The organism is Spiribacter salilacus (assembly GCF_009649225.1).
Taxonomy (GTDB): domain Bacteria; phylum Pseudomonadota; class Gammaproteobacteria; order Nitrococcales; family Nitrococcaceae; genus Spiribacter; species Spiribacter salilacus.
Genome location: NZ_WJPP01000004.1, coordinates 342,739 through 357,574, shown reverse-complemented (window position 1 = coordinate 357,574; position 14,836 = coordinate 342,739). Strand labels below are relative to the sequence as shown.

Genomic DNA, 14,836 nt, shown 5'->3' with positions numbered 1-14,836 from the left:
ACGCCATGTGGTCGGGCAATGGATCCGGTTTTACAATAACGAACGGCCGCATCAGTCTCTGGGCTATGCGGCACCCAGTGCACACCCAGCATTAGCGTCATAAGGTGTACAGAAACCCGGGGGTCATTACATCAAAATGACCCTCAATTGCGCGGCACTGGCTTCATCCAAGCCCACTAAAAAGGCGCGATAGCCGCGAAAGTTATTTTTAATCCGCTGCCTCATTTCACCACCCGCAAATAGTCATTTTCTGGCTCAGACATCGGGTCAACCCAAACGAGGTAGGGATCCGGCTGCACCAAATCACGGGCTTCATGAATAATTTGGAAATCGCAGTCTTGGGTAGAGCGACCAATCCGCGGCCGCATCGCACAATGTAGATTTTCTTGGTTCACTGTGACCGGGCCCTGCGGTGCCAGAAACTCTATTCCACGAACGGCATCTCTGACTGCCTCAAGACTGGTATCTGCGGCTTTTTCCAGCGCATTGGCTAGCAAATGAATGGCAACGAAGCTTGCCTCCGCATCAGCCGATGCCCGACCAAGATGGGAAAATTGCTGATTCCATAGCCCTGTGAAATGTTGATTTTGCGGCGTATCAATACTTGAAAAGTACACCGATGACGATAAATGCCCCGCCGCATCATCGCCTAACAGCGGCAGCTCGGCTTCTGACAAGCTGCAACTGGCAACCGGCATTACCGATGGCTGATCAATACCCGCTGCATCGGCTTGGCGACGAAGCTCTTGAATAAAGCGATAGCAGGAATCACCAATTAGCGTCACGAAGACAAAATCGGGCTGGTCAGCCACAATGGCTTCTGGTAGCCCGGCAAAGTCCGTATCGCCAATGGGGAAATAACGCTCGCCAACAACCTCACCCCCTACCGAGCTCAGCGCTTCCCGCAAAATCCGATTGTTTTCCCACGCCCAAATGTAGTTTGAGCCCACAAACCAGCTTTTTTGCCGTGATTGGCAATGAGGTGACGAGCTAGCGGCAGAATGTGCTGATTGGGCGATGCCCCGGTATAGATAACGTTATCGCTGGTTTCAAAACCTTCGTAATGCGAGGGATACCATAACAACGCATCGTACTTCTCAATAACCGGCAACACCTCTTTACGACTCGCTGAGGTATAACACCCAAATACATGGGTAATGTCATAGTTGCTAATCAGCTCGCGCGCCGCCTCTGCATAGGCCGCGGTGATGCCGCCCGGGTCGATAGCAATCGGCTCTAGGGTGTATCGAGCGTTGTCGTTTGCATTGATTTCATCAATTGCCAACATGGCACCCGCACGCATGCTCTGGCCCAGGGCTGCATAAGAGCCTGTCTCAGAGAAAATCATGCCCAGCTTAATGTTGGTCTTGCTCTGCATTTTCTGCTCACCCCAAAACAAAAAAGCCCCCTGCGGGATCAGCCTGATCTCGCGAGGGGGCTTCGATGCCCAGCCGGCTATACGGCGGTATGTTTGTCCGTAAAAACTGGTCGCGATTTACATCGCATGGGCTTCTTTGCCCAATCCGTTAAAACCATTGATAGGACAAACTGAAGTATGCGTCAAGCTTTTTTTATGAGTTTATCGGCAGTTCATTGACAGCTTGTCGGGGAGTTTCTAAACTTCAAAAGCAGATGGGCGGTTAGCTCAGCGGGAGAGCACTGCCTTCACACGGCAGGGGTCACTGGTTCAATCCCAGTACCGCCCACCAATTTTTTCTCGTGTTATCACCCAACTCGGTGACTGACGTATTTCCTCTTGGCCCATACGATCAAAATCTTCTGGCACTTTGATATGACCGCGCAAAAATCCAAGGCGGCTTCGCTTACTGACCGGCGGACTTTCGATAGCAATCATTCGTACAACGGGCTTCCCCGCCCTTGCGATGATAATCGGCTCGCCCGCCTCTGCTTTAGCGATTAATTGAGACAACTGCGTTTTAGCATCGTGAACGTTGTAGTGTTTCATGTGCCTTAGGTAACCTGAGCTAGGTCTACCCAGAATTACGCTCGCTGCCTACTGGTGTCAAGCGCCTGAATCCCCACCACCACACGCTCACAATGCCCCTCTGCGGTGATGCGGTGGGGTTCGGCAAGCAATCGAACGGATGCCTCACCCAGCGCGGTGGGATAGACATGCCCCATGGTATGCCCTAACGCCACACGCCAGCCTGGGCGGGGGTTTAGCCCCGGTTGAGTGGGTCCAAGGCCTGCTTTTAGATGATGGGCAATATCCCATTCGATTACCTCGCCCTGACAGCGAGTAACCACCCAGCAATGATGATCTCGTGCCCGCCCGTTGTTTTCTGCCGGAAAAAAGTAACCGAAAAAATACCCGGCTTCGTAGCCTGCTGAGTGCAGGCTCGCCATTAAGTAAGTATTGATATCAATACAGGACCCGGGAGTGGTGCCACAAGATAGATACGGGACCTGATCAAGCCCATCGGTAAAACGCACATCGGGGTGGGCATACGCAAAGCGACTTTCCGCCTCGGCCACTAGTGCCGCGATGCCGGCATACCCACCTCCCGCGCGCGCTACAACCTCACGACTGTGCTCAGCCAACTCAACAGCGGGCTGAGTATAGACATTATGACTAGGCCGAAAGGCCGCTTCAGGATAGACACTACCCGCGCGGGATTCATTGATGGTGTAGGTCAGCTGCGCCTGCTCGGCCGTGGCCTCAAGCCTTACTGCTGCCAATTCCAGGGTGGGCTCGCGCAGCATTTCAACCACGCGCACACCGTTAACCTGTAGGCGCTCCACTTGATGCTGAGGAGTGGTAGTTCCCACGGGCGCTAGCAGGACATCACCCACTTGTAGTTCGCTAATATCAACAATGATCTGAATCACAGCGCAGTCCATGCCGTATACAAAAGGCCAATGGTAAATGCGCCACCCAGCGATAGCGCAATATAAAGGGCAAATACGGGCAAGCGGACCAGCGCCCAAACGGCTAATGCCGCCGGAATGGAGGTCACACCACCGGCAACCAAAAAGGCAAGCCCTGCGCCCGGCGCCATCCCCTGCTCCAGCAGGCCACCGACTAGTGGCAGAGCGGCATACCCATTCAAGTAAGCCGGCACACCCACTAAGGTGGCAATGGCGGTTGGGCCTACGCCAGTGCCGCCCAACAGCGCCGTTACGCTTTCTGCGGGCACAAAGGCCAACATCAGGCTTTCCAATAAAAAGGCCAACGTCAGCCAACGGGCCAAGAAAAGCGTGATACTGCGCGCTTCCTTGAAAAACTTAGCGCGGCGGTCAGCGTCCGTCCAAAAGCGCCATATCACCGGCTGAGGGTCGCGAACTTTGCGCCCACCACAACCACCACTACCAATGCCCGGGCGCAGTGGGTCAGTCAATCCACCCGAAATAGTGAGTGCATGCACCACTAACCCACCGGTAATACCCAGCCCCAGCGCCGCCAACGTTTTGGCTACCGCAAACTCAAGGCCAATCACGCCGGTCGTCAGTACAAACATAGACGGATCCATGATGGGGGAGGCAAGCCAAAAAGCCATTACTGCCGATAAGGGCACATTCATGGCCAGCAGCGCAGCAATCAGCGGTATTACTCCGCACGAGCAAAAAGGCGAAAAACCACCCGCCACAGCCGCCAACCCGATCATCACAAGGGGTGAGCCACTAAACGCGCCAGCGATCAGATTATCCGCACCCGTTGCTCCAGCCCAGGCCGCAATAAAGATCGATAACAGCAAATAAGGCGCCGTGGTGGCCAAGGCATTTGCGGTAAAGACAACGCTATCTAATGCTTGCGCGCGGTCAATAAGCACCAGCAGCAAAATGATGCCCAAACTAACGAGCCAAATCCGATTAATTGACACCGCTACAACACTCCTCAGTTAGGAAGTCGAGCAGCCCGTTCATGGCCTCATAATCAACCCGGCTATAAACCTCTCGCCCTTTTTTCTCTTGAATCACTAGGCCGGCATGCACCAAGGTGCCTAGGTGATGGGCTAGCGTTGATGGCTTAAAACCAAAGTGTTCGCCGATATCCCCCACGCACAACCCGTCTTTTCCCGCCCGCACCAGCAGCCGAAAAATGCCCAGCCTTGCCTCATTACCGAGTGCAGCAAAAGCGCGGCTTTGAAACGTTTCTGATTTCATGCCGCCCAATATAACTATAAAACTAGTTATTTAGCAATGTCCCTGTCGTGTTGAGGAAAATGTTAGCCTTGCGTGCTAACTTTTTGATCAGTTTTTTGAGGATTCAAATGGAACAAAGACCACTAGGTGATAGCGGGCTTTCTGTCAGCGCGCTTTGTTTGGGCACAATGACATTCGGCAAGCAGAACACGCAGGCCGATGCGTTTGCGCAACTCGACCGGGCCGTGGCGGCGGGCATTAACTTTATCGATACCGCCGAGATGTATCCGGTGCCTGCAGAAAAACAAACCCAAGGCGAAACCGAGCGGATGATTGGGGAATGGCTCAAAGCCCGCGGCGGTCGAGACGATCTGGTATTGGCCACAAAAATCGCGGGCCCAGGATTAGGCTCAATGCCGCATCGCACGGGTGACTTTAACCCCAAAGAACTTAACGAAGCGGTGGATGCCTCGCTGCAGCGCCTGCAGACCGATACGATTGATCTCTACCAGCTGCATTGGCCTGCTAGACAGAGTAATTTCTTTGGTCGACTTGGCTTTACCGGCAGCCCCAAAGAGCCTGACCCACGGCCACAGATGCTGGCAACGCTTGAGGCCCTGCAGTCTCTGATTGATGCCGGCAAAATCCGTTATGTGGGCTTATCCAATGAGTCTGCCTGGGGCACGATGAGCTTTCTGCAATTGGCCGCAGAACACAACTTACCGCGCATGGTGAGTGTGCAGAATCCTTACAGCCTGCTCAATCGTAGTTACGAGGTGGGGTTGGCTGAGGTGTCGCAAAGAGAAAACGTGGGCTTGCTGGCCTACTCACCACTGGCGTTTGGTGTGCTCAGTGGTAAATACCTCGACAACGATGCGCCGGCCGGTGCAAGGCTCACGTTGTTCGAACAATTTCAGCGCTACTCACGTGAACCCGGGGTAGCCGCCACGCGCGAGTATGTAAACATTGCCAAACGCCATGGGTTAGATCCCTCACAGATGGCACTAGCATGGGTTACTTCACGGCCGTTTGTGACCAGCAACATTATTGGCGTCACCACACTAGAGCAGCTAGAAATCAACCTAGCCAGCGATCAACTCACGCTATCCGATGCGGTGATTGAAGAAATTGAAGCGGTGCACGCGGCGCAGTCCAACCCCTGCCCGTAGCCAATCAGCCTACTGCCTGACTGGCAAAATGATCGATCAGGTGCTGGGCCAATGCTTCTGCTGCCGCCCCCCGCGCAGGAATGCGTTTTAGCGAAAGCGCATATTCTGCTAACGGGGGTAGCCCACCCTCTTCATGTTCGATCACTCGCAGCGGCGGTTGAACTAAGCCTCTGGGCAAAGGCGCAATCGCAATATCTGCAGCAAGGGCGGCGACGTGCGCCTCGGCATGCTCACTGGTGTACGCAATCCGATAACGCATGCCCGCGCGATTAAGGGCCTCCATCGCAATTCGCCGCCACGCACAACCTCGATCAGCCACTGCCAGCGGCAGGGGCGTTCGATTCCAGGCTACACCGCCCTCTCGGCCTGCCCAAACCAGTGCTTCGCTGTATATCGGCTCTGCACCAATCGCCGGTGTTCTGCCGGCTTCAGACACCAGTAACGCCAGATCCAACTCACCGACGTCGAGCCGGCGCATCAAATCAGGGCTGCGCCCCAACCGCACATTCACCTGAACCGCGGGGTAGGCACGGGTAAACTGCGCGATGATGGCGGGTAAGTAACGCGTACCCATATCGCTAGGTGCACCTAAGCGCACGGTACCGCCCACCTGGGGTGAGAGAAATTGGCCAACCGCCTCATCATTGAGTTCAAGTAGCTGCCGGGCATAACCCAGCAAGATTTCGCCTTCTGGGGTCAAATGCACTTGGCGGGGTTCACGCACAAACATCGCTCGCCCCAGCGTTTCTTCTAGTCGCTTAATCTGCATGCTCACGGCCGAAGGCGTTCGAAAGACCTGCTGCGCGGCACGCGTAAAACTGCCGGTTTCAGCAATCGCAATAAACGTTCTTAAAATGTCCACATCAAGCAGGGGCAAACCTTGCAGTGAGTTAGGAGCAGAGACCGATGCCATCCTCATTACCCTTCAATTAAATTCATCCATTAGTTTATCTTTATTCAGTTGCCTGAACCAGACAGAAACGAGAAAATAACGCCAAGTTAATGAAATTTAGACAACAACACGGAGGTAAATCGTAATGAACATCCCTAGCCAGTTCATCAACGGTTGGATCCAATGGCGGCAGGTTCGCCGGTCGGCCACCCAGCAGCTCAGCGACCAGCAGCTTGCTGCGTTTTACAGGCAGCCACTTGGCCAAGTCAGCGCAACCCGCTCCATGGTTAAGCCTGCCGAGCAGCGCACGCCGCGTCGGTCTCGCCAGCTGCAGCAAACGGCCGCCTGATCCGTTAATCGGCCGCGTTTGACTAAAGCCACGCTACAGCGTGGCTTTTTTTTGGCTTGAACAATTGCTGAGCGTCACGGAAGATCAAAGCTCATGAGCATAAAAATATTAGCCATTGGCGATATCCATCTGGGGCGCAAACCCTCGCGCCTGCCCCATGCCTTGCATCAGCGAGCGCATACACTTAGCCCTCAAGCTGCCTGGGAGCAGACCATCGCACTGGCCATTCGCGAGTCGGTAAACATTGTGGTCATGGTCGGTGATGTCGTTGAATCTGATAGCGATTATTTCGAGGCACTGCCTATTGTGCAAAAAGGCGTTTCTGCACTGGCCAAGCACGGTATTCCCGTGCTCATGATTTGTGGCAATCATGATGCTAAAACGCTGCCGGAAGTAGCGCAGTTTGTGGACCAGGCAACTCTTTTGGGTGAGGGCGAGCGGTGGCAGTCTCACCCACATTCAACCCCAGAGGGCGAAATAACGTTTTGGGGATGGTCTTTTGCACAAAATCATTATGCTAATAGCCCGCTAGAGACCCTGCCCGCTCAGCGTAACCACGGTTTGAATATCGGCTTGTTGCATTGCGATCGAGATCAATCCAGTGGGTATGCGCCGGTGACCAGCAACGCGCTAAAAAACGCTAATATGGATGTCTGGCTATTGGGGCATGTTCATCAGCCCGACTCCTTAAATGGGGCTTCGCCCAGCGGCTATCTCGGCACGCTGTGTGGCCTAGATGCGGGCGAGCACGGACCCCGTGGCCCGTGGATCATGGAAATCGAGGCGGGCCAGGTAGTTGGCATGACGCACCGCCCCCTTGCCCCAATACGCTGGGAGCGCATCACTATTGATGTGGATGGAGTAGCCACTCAAGCCGAAGCGCGTCAGCGAGTTACCAGGGCACTGCAAGCCCTAGCTGATCACCTCAAACAGTCAGCCGATCGGCCTGAAGTCGTAGGTCTCCGGCTTCGCTACCACGGTGCATGCGACCTTTCTGATACCGATTTAGAGGCAATTACCGGTAAGACGAGCACTGAGTTAATGGGGTTACCCGGTTTGCCGGAGGTTGAATATTTTATCGATCGCCTTGAATTTGACCTGCAGCCGACACTGGATCTTACTCAGCTTGCCCAACGTCAGGATCAACCCGGGTTGCTTGCACAGTACCTTTTGCAACTTGACCAGCCCGCTGAAAACCCGGCACGCCAACGATTACTCGAGCAGGCCATGACTGCGCTGGCCGATGACCCTAGGCACCAAGACTGGAGCCAAATCGACAGCACCCCACCCCAACCGGAGCAGGTTGCAACCTGGTTGCGATTGTCAGGCCAGCGCGCGTTGCGCGCCATGCTCGAACAGCAGGCCGGTTAAATGGAGCTGATCTCACTAAAAATTACTAGCCTACCGGGCATCGCGAAGCCCATTGAGCAGAATTTTGAGCCGGGAGCCAACTTTGTTATCGGCCCGAATGCCATTGGCAAGAGCAGTCTAGCCCGTGCGTTGTTTTTCTTGCTGGGTAATAAAAAAGCCAGCGACCCACCGGGGCTTGTACTGGAGGCTCGGTTACGCGAAGGCGATACCGAATGGCTAGTTGAACGCCATGCCAGCAGTATTCAGTGGTACCTCAACGGAGCAATCGTTGAGCCGCCACCCCTCCCCAGCCAAGAGGCGCTGCGCTGTTACTGGCTTACCGCAGAAAGTCTATTGCCGCCACGTGATGCAGATCATGAGGCATTGCATCAGCGCTTTCGCGAGGCATTGGCCGGTGGAATTAATTTCACGCAAGTCAAACAACACGCCAAACTAGAGGGTATTACTTTTCCGCGAGGCGAACTCAACCAGTGGAAAGCCGCACAACAAAAACGTAGAGACTTAGAACATAGCTATCAGCAGCTACAAACTCAGCGCAAGCAACTACCACAGCTCGAGGCTAAGCTTAGCGAAGCGGTTAAAGCGGCCAATCAGGTAAACCGCTTAAATAAGGCATTATTGTTGTTGCAAGCACGCCGAGAGCGCCTTAAACAACAACAAGTTATTGCTGGGTATGATCCGCGCTTAGCCAAGCTCCGAGGTGATGAGCCCACACAAGCACAAAAGCTGGTGGAAGACCGCAAGCACATCGATCAAAAACTTGCGCGCCTAAAGCAGGAGCAAAAAACCATTCAGGCGGCGCTGAATGAGACCGGCCTGAGCCACGCAAGACCAGACCCCAGCGAACTAGAAGCGTGGAAGCAGTCGCTGCGGCAAATTCAAACTCATCGGCATGCGCTGGAATCCGCTCAAGGGCGCTTGCAGTCTGCCCGCGATCACATTGAGCATCTGCAAACACAGCTTGCTGGCGATGATGTGAGTGCAGCACCCATCATCTCCCCAGCTTTAATCAGCCAACTGGAGCATGCTCAACCAGCGCAAGCCTCCAACCGCTGGATGGTTGGGTTAATTGGCTTAGGTGGTGGGGGCAGCCTTCTGCTTGGTATTGCGCTTAGCAACGTGTTTGTGTTGCTTGCCGGTACCGCAACACTGGCAGGGCTGGGCGGGCTTATTTTACTGCGTAGCACTGGCAGCAAAAAAGCGGCTAAGCCGGCCGCCTCCATAAATGCGTTGTTAAAAACCCATCACTTAAGCAATGCACCCTATCAAGACCGCGGCGTAGTGCGCTGGCTGGAGTTGGCAAGAGATCTTGATGCAGCAGAAAAGCAAGCCGCCGAAGCGCAGGCGGAGTGCACCAGCAAAGAAAACAAAATCAGCGAACTCAACGCAGCATTAACAGACTTCTTAGCGCAATGGCACGCCGTACCCTCAGGCGAGAATGATACGTCCTTGGAGGCAGCTTTAGATTCCTTAACGGCTCGAACTAGTAAGGCAAGAGAGCAACTCGGTTCACTCACGCTCATTCAAGCACGCATTGAAGATGCTCAAACACAGGCCGATGCACAAGACGCGGCGGAGGCACAATGGGAGGCCCTAACTCAGCTTGACCCACATGCCAGTGCGCAAATTCAAGCACTCCATGAAGACCACCAAGCGTATCAACACGCCACCGCCCAACTACGCGATTATGAAGTGACAGAAAAAGAACGCCAGCGCGAGCTTACCGATCAGCCACAGCTGATTGCATGGGTAGAAGCCGATGATCAAGCCGCCATTGAAACAGCGCTGAGCGAACAAACGCGCCTAGCGGAATCGGCTGAGGCATTGCAACAACAACGCAGTGAGCTAAAAGCAGAGATCAACCAAGCATTAGGCTCCACTGCGCTCAGTGAGGCCATTGCCGAGGAGGCAACGATAAAAGCCAGCCTAGAAGACACACTCACCGAGCACCGCATGGTTAAAGCGGGTGAATGGCTGTTGGCTAAGGTCGAAAAAAACTATCAGCAGGCGCATGAACCCCAATTGGCAAAAATGGCTAAGGCGCGCTTTGAGGCCTTCACCCACGGCAATTGGTCGCTGGCATTTAGTGAAAATCACGAAGTGGTTGCCAAAGATCTAGTTCACAATAAACAACGCACGCTGGATGCATTATCTTCCGCCACACGTATGCAACTCTTACTCGCGGCTCGCATTGCCTGGGCGCAAGACCAAGAGCGGCTAACCCGGCCTTTGCCATTTATTTTGGATGAGGCCTTGGGTAACAGCGACCCACAACGCTTTAGCGCCGCGGTTAAAAGCTTAGAGCAGCTAACTAGCGCTGAAAACCGCCAAGTCATTTACCTCAGCGCGCGGCCTGAGGACCTTAGCCTGTGGCAGGCCAGTGCAGAATCTAGCCCACATATTATTGATTTAGGCACCGCACGCACCGCGAATGCACAGCCAGAGTCTTACGTTGTGCCCAACCTCAGCCCGAGCATTACGGCACCTGATAACCAATCGGCTGCCGACTATGCCGCACAGCTTGGCATACCCGGTATTAACCCCATCGATAGCCCAAACGGCATTCATCTTTTCCACTTGCTGCGGGATGATCTGCCCAATTTATATACGGTGATGACTGACTGGTCGTTACGCTACTGGGGGCCGGCTGAGCACTGGATAGAAACGCGCAAAGGGGCAACGTCTGAGCCGTTACCCACATGGGCTCAAACCCTACAGCGCAGGGGAGAAATCGCGCAACGCTGGCAAAAGCTCGCGCAGCAAGGGCGCGGTAAGCCCGTCAATCAAGCCGTGCTTGAAAACTGCGAGGCCGTTAGCTCAACCATGTTGCCTCGCGTTACCAAGGTTGCCGAAGACTGCCATGGCAACGCCGCACAACTGATTGAAAAGCTAAACAACAAAGCGGTAACAGGCTTTCGCCAAGACAAAATCAAAGACTTAGAACAGGAATTGATTCAAAGCGGGCATTTAGACCCTAACCCCATTCTTGAAGATGAAGCGATTATTCAGCAGCTGCTGGCAACGTTAGGCCATCGACTGCCGCCAGAAGAAATACAAACAGTAGCTGGCTGGCTTAACGCGGCGAGAATTTCTCAGGCCTAAGCACTTCAACAGGGCTAAGCGTTGCAATCATGGCGTAGTTTTCATAGAAACGATCACGCACATGCGCAAGCGCGCGATTAGCAGTAACCTCATCACACACCACATCAACTCGGATGTTTCCGCTTTGATCCCATCCCGCGCTGCGGACCCCCCGATCGCCTTTACCACGCACATCCATAATGGTGTAGCCCGGTGCGCCACATTGTTCTAGCGCATCAATCAACCGACTCTCAAGAGCGGCCTCGGTAATGATGGTTAGTAGTCGGTAATCTGTTTTATTAACGCTCATCGCACTCATCCTCCAATGACGGACGACCACCACTGTGCCATGGCAAGATACAGCGGGATACCAATCAGCACATTAAACGGAAAGGTAATGCCTAAAGAGGCGGCCAGCGATAATGTGGGGTTTGCTTCGGGCACCGAAATACGCATGGCGGCGGGCACAGCAATATACGACGCACTAGCGGCCAATGTGGCCAGCAACATCATGCCGCCTACCGAAAACCCGAGTAGACCAGCTAATAACGTACCAACAACCGAACCGAACAGCGGCATGAGCACACCAAATGCGGCGAGAAAGACGCCGTGACGCCGAAGAACCCCCAGGTGCGAGGCAGTAATCAAACCCATTTCTAGCAAGAACAAGGCCAAAACGCCCTGAAACAGGTCAAAAAACAAAGGTTCAATTGGTTTAACGCCTTCAGGGCCTGCTGCCCAACCAATGAGCAATCCGCCAAGAAGCAGCACGATGCTTTTGCCTAAAAACACCTCTCGACCCAGCGCGCGCCAATCGGTGCCGCGACTCAGCCCCCGGGCAAACAAAATCCCCACAATAATCGCCGGCACTTCAAGTACCGTCAGCAACAGAGGCATCTGTGCTTCGTACCCAATGTTTCGGCTGGCCAAAAAGGCGGTGGCAACGGCATAGGTGCCAACGCTAACCGAACCATAATGCGCCGCAATGGAGGCGGCATCAGCGCGTGCCATTCGACCTAACCAAAACAGCGCAGGAAAGGCAACCAGCGGCAATGCAAAGCCCATCAACAACACAGCACTGACTTGAGGCAATAATGCATCCAGCGGTTGCTTAGCAATTTCAACACCACCCTTGAGCCCGATGGTAAGAAGGAGCAGGATACTGACCAACTCATAAATCGCGGTGGGAAGGCGTAACTCAGCTCGCAGAATGCCAGCCGTCACACCGAGGACGAAGAACAAAATGATTGGATCCATCAGCAAATATTAGCATGACCAAAAAGCCGCTTGCCTCTACTTCTCACACGCCAATGATGCAGCAGTACCTGCGCATTAAGGCCGAGCACCCAGACACCCTGCTTTTTTATCGGATGGGTGACTTTTATGAGCTCTTCTACGACGATGCCCGGCAGGCTGCGCAGTTGCTAGACATCACGTTAACCCAACGCGGAGAGTCAGCCGGAGCACCCATTCCGATGGCAGGGGTACCCGCGCACAGTCATGAGGGCTATTTGGCCCGACTGCTTAAACACGGGCAGTCAGTGGCCATTTGCGAACAAATCGGTGATCCAGCGGCTAGCAAAGGCCCAGTAGAACGCCAGGTCGTGCGCGTCATCACCCCCGGAACCGTAACGGATGAGGCACTGCTCGAGGCCCGCAAGCGTAACTTATTAATCGCGCTAAATTGGCAAGGCGATACTTGGGGTATTGCAGCACTAGAGCTGGCAAGCGGGCAGTTTTCGATTAGTGAGGGAAGCGGGCCAGAGGCATTAGGCGCAGAGCTTGAGCGCTTGCGCCCCGTTGAGCTACTGGTCGATGAAACAGCGCCGCGCCCCAACGGTTTACCAGAAGACTGTGGCGTTACTCCACGCCCGCCTTGGCATTTTGATTCTGATGCCGCGCTGCGCAATCTGATCGAGCATTTTAAAACGAAGGACCTTCAAGGCTTTGGCGTACCGGGGCCTTCTGCTGGCGTGGGAGCCGCAGGGGCGGTTTTACAATATGTGGTTGAAACCCAGCGCGCCGCATTACCGCATATTCGTAGCCTGCAGGTTGAGCGCTTTGATGAAGCGATTAGCATCGATGCCGCCAGCCGGCGCAATTTAGAACTTGAGCAAAACTTACAAGGACACCACAGCCATACACTGGCGGGCGTACTCGATGTAACGGTAACGGCAATGGGTAGTCGGCTTTTGCGACGCTGGATTCACCGGCCCTTGCGCGATCGTGCCGTACTAAGCGCCCGACAAACCGTTATTTCTGAGCTACGGCCTAACGGACATAGTCCATTGCGCGATGCACTCCGCCCCTTAGCCGATATCGAACGAATTAGCGCGCGCATTGCCATGGCAACGGCGCGTCCACGCGATCTAACTGGATTACGCAATACCCTGCGTGGCCTGCCAGATTTGGCAAGTGTGCTTGCTGACTATTCAATGGGCCGACTTGCCGAGCTGGCTCAATCTGCCGCCCCTCAACCCACGCTTTGCACCACACTTGAACAAGCGCTAGTTGAAGAGCCACCGGTGGTCATTCGTGATGGTGGAGTCATCGCCTCTGGCTACGATGAAACACTGGATGAATTGCGCACCTTGGCCCAAGGGGCTGATCAATTTCTCACCGATCTTGAACAGCGTGAGCGTGAGCAAACCGGTATTAGTAGTTTGCGAGTGGGATTTAACCGAGTGCATGGCTATTACATTGAAATTAATCGTAGCCAAAGTGATCAAGCACCCGATCGGTACACGCGACGGCAAACCCTCAAATCTAGCGAGCGGTACATCACACCAGAACTCAAAGAATTTGAGGATAAGGTGCTATCCGCACGTGAACGAGCACTGGCTCGAGAAAAACAACTGTACGAGGCACTGATTCAGTCGTTAACGAAGCACCTGGACCCCCTGCTTACACTGAGCAGCGCGCTAGCCGAACTCGATACGCTGGCTGCGCTGGCGGAACGGGCCGAAACGCTACAATACGTGTGCCCCGTGCTCGATGATCAGCCGGGCATTCATATTGAAGCTGGCCGCCATCCGGTGGTGGAACACCATACCGAAACCCCCTTTGTACCCAATAGTATTGCGCTGGATGATCCACATCGCATGCTCATCATTACCGGGCCTAACATGGGGGGTAAATCAACATATATGCGGCAAATTGCGCTGCTGACCCTGATGGCACATATCGGCAGTCATGTGCCCGCTACCAGCGCACGGTTTGGGCCAATCGATCGAATTTTTACGCGCATTGGTGCTTCTGATGATCTGGCCGGTGGCCGCTCAACGTTTATGGTTGAAATGACCGAAACGGCCAATATTCTCAATAACGCCACACCGCAAAGCCTAGTTTTACTCGATGAAATTGGCAGAGGCACCAGCACCTTTGATGGTCTGGCTCTCGCCTGGGCCACCGCAGCCTCACTTTGCCGCGACATTAAGGCATTTACCCTATTTGCTACCCACTATTTTGAAATGACCGCCCTGCCGGAGCAGTTCCCTACCGCCAGCAACTGTCATCTTGAAGCCGTTGAGCATGGCGAGCATATTGTCTTTTTGCATGCGGTGCGCGAAGGCCCCGCCTCAAAGAGCTACGGGCTGCAAGTGGCCGCACTCGCCGGTGTGCCGCGTGATGTCCTTAACGCCGCCCAGCACAAACTAGAAGATCTTGAAAAACAAGGTGCCGAGAAGCCTCAGCTGTCATTGTTCTCGCCAGAGCCTGCGCCAGAGCCTGCACCTGCCCCCACAGCTACAGAGCCATCGCCAATTACCGAAAAGCTCAACGAGTTAGATCCAGACAACCTAACGCCAAAACAAGCACAAGATGCGCTTTATGCACTCAAGGCGTTACTGAACAACAAACCGTACTAAGCGT

At 54.2% G+C, this 14,836-nt stretch carries 13 protein-coding genes, 1 tRNA gene and 1 pseudogene; 7 read left to right on the top strand and 8 right to left on the bottom strand.

The window, feature by feature from the left end; all coding sequences use genetic code 11:
* Window positions 1–7 precede the first annotated feature (7 nt).
* The gene (locus tag GH984_RS11100) at window positions 8–103 is read left to right on the top strand and encodes an integrase core domain-containing protein (RefSeq protein ID WP_367991049.1); all 96 of its coding nucleotides are present in this window, start codon (window positions 8–10) and stop codon (window positions 101–103) included.
* A gap of 118 nt (window positions 104–221) precedes the next feature.
* On the opposite strand, the pseudogene GH984_RS10830 reads toward GH984_RS11100, so the two are convergent.
* Window positions 222–1,303, bottom strand: a pseudogene (locus tag GH984_RS10830) (transporter substrate-binding domain-containing protein).
* A 331-nt stretch (window positions 1,304–1,634) separates the two neighbouring features.
* Between GH984_RS10830 and GH984_RS09310 the strand changes: the two are divergent.
* Window positions 1,635–1,709: transfer RNA gene (locus GH984_RS09310), tRNA-Val, on the top strand.
* Here GH984_RS09310 and GH984_RS09305 read toward each other — a convergent pair.
* From GH984_RS09305 to GH984_RS09290, 4 genes are read right to left on the bottom strand one after another with little or no spacing between them, the layout of a single operon-like run.
* On the bottom strand, window positions 1,688–1,966 hold the full coding sequence (locus GH984_RS09305) for a type II toxin-antitoxin system Phd/YefM family antitoxin (protein ID WP_153719919.1): 279 nt from the start codon (window positions 1,964–1,966) through the stop codon (window positions 1,688–1,690). The genes GH984_RS09310 and GH984_RS09305 overlap by 22 nt on opposite strands.
* Before the next feature lie 35 nt (window positions 1,967–2,001).
* Window positions 2,002–2,850, bottom strand: a complete 849-nt coding sequence (locus tag GH984_RS09300; RefSeq protein ID WP_216643648.1) for a transglutaminase domain-containing protein — start codon at window positions 2,848–2,850, stop codon at window positions 2,002–2,004.
* Window positions 2,847–3,842 (bottom strand): permease, encoded by a 996-nt coding sequence (locus GH984_RS09295; protein ID WP_216643647.1) that lies wholly within the window; start codon window positions 3,840–3,842, stop codon window positions 2,847–2,849. The genes GH984_RS09300 and GH984_RS09295 overlap by 4 nt, the downstream gene beginning before the upstream one ends.
* On the bottom strand, window positions 3,832–4,125 hold the full coding sequence (locus GH984_RS09290) for an ArsR/SmtB family transcription factor (protein ID WP_153719916.1): 294 nt from the start codon (window positions 4,123–4,125) through the stop codon (window positions 3,832–3,834). The genes GH984_RS09295 and GH984_RS09290 overlap by 11 nt, the downstream gene beginning before the upstream one ends.
* A gap of 107 nt (window positions 4,126–4,232) precedes the next feature.
* Here GH984_RS09290 and GH984_RS09285 point away from each other — a divergent pair, with 107 nt between their 5' ends.
* Window positions 4,233–5,273 (top strand): NADP(H)-dependent aldo-keto reductase, encoded by a 1,041-nt coding sequence (locus GH984_RS09285; RefSeq protein WP_153719915.1) that lies wholly within the window; start codon window positions 4,233–4,235, stop codon window positions 5,271–5,273.
* Between the two features lie 4 nt (window positions 5,274–5,277).
* Here the strand turns inward: GH984_RS09285 and GH984_RS09280 are convergent, their stop codons facing one another.
* Window positions 5,278–6,186, bottom strand: a complete 909-nt coding sequence (locus GH984_RS09280) for a LysR substrate-binding domain-containing protein (protein ID WP_153719914.1) — start codon at window positions 6,184–6,186, stop codon at window positions 5,278–5,280.
* 124 nt (window positions 6,187–6,310) lie between these two features.
* Between GH984_RS09280 and GH984_RS09275 the strand changes: the two genes are divergently transcribed.
* The 3 genes from GH984_RS09275 (at window position 6,311) to GH984_RS09265 (ending at window position 10,987) form a co-directional block, all read left to right on the top strand.
* Window positions 6,311–6,514 (top strand): hypothetical protein, encoded by a 204-nt coding sequence (locus GH984_RS09275; RefSeq protein ID WP_153719913.1) that lies wholly within the window; start codon window positions 6,311–6,313, stop codon window positions 6,512–6,514.
* A gap of 93 nt (window positions 6,515–6,607) precedes the next feature.
* Window positions 6,608–7,885, top strand: coding sequence for a metallophosphoesterase family protein (locus GH984_RS09270; protein ID WP_153719912.1), 1,278 nt, complete (start codon window positions 6,608–6,610; stop codon window positions 7,883–7,885).
* On the top strand, window positions 7,886–10,987 hold the full coding sequence (locus GH984_RS09265) for an ATP-binding protein (RefSeq protein WP_153719911.1): 3,102 nt from the start codon (window positions 7,886–7,888) through the stop codon (window positions 10,985–10,987). It begins immediately after the preceding gene.
* Here the strand turns inward: GH984_RS09265 and GH984_RS09260 are convergent.
* Together GH984_RS09260 and GH984_RS09255 are read right to left on the bottom strand one after the other, a co-directional pair.
* A complete protein-coding gene (locus GH984_RS09260; RefSeq protein ID WP_153719910.1) occupies window positions 10,959–11,276 on the bottom strand; it encodes a DUF3240 family protein in 318 nt (105 codons plus the stop codon). The two genes, GH984_RS09265 and GH984_RS09260, sit on opposite strands and share 29 nt — an antisense overlap.
* A gap of 5 nt (window positions 11,277–11,281) precedes the next feature.
* Window positions 11,282–12,229, bottom strand: a complete 948-nt coding sequence (locus GH984_RS09255; protein WP_216643646.1) for a sodium-dependent bicarbonate transport family permease — start codon at window positions 12,227–12,229, stop codon at window positions 11,282–11,284.
* Between the two features lie 8 nt (window positions 12,230–12,237).
* Here GH984_RS09255 and mutS point away from each other — a divergent pair, with 8 nt between their 5' ends.
* Complete coding sequence (gene mutS / locus GH984_RS09250) at window positions 12,238–14,832, top strand: DNA mismatch repair protein MutS (RefSeq protein ID WP_253939192.1); 2,595 nt, start codon at window positions 12,238–12,240, stop codon at window positions 14,830–14,832.
* Window positions 14,833–14,836: the final 4 nt, after the last annotated feature.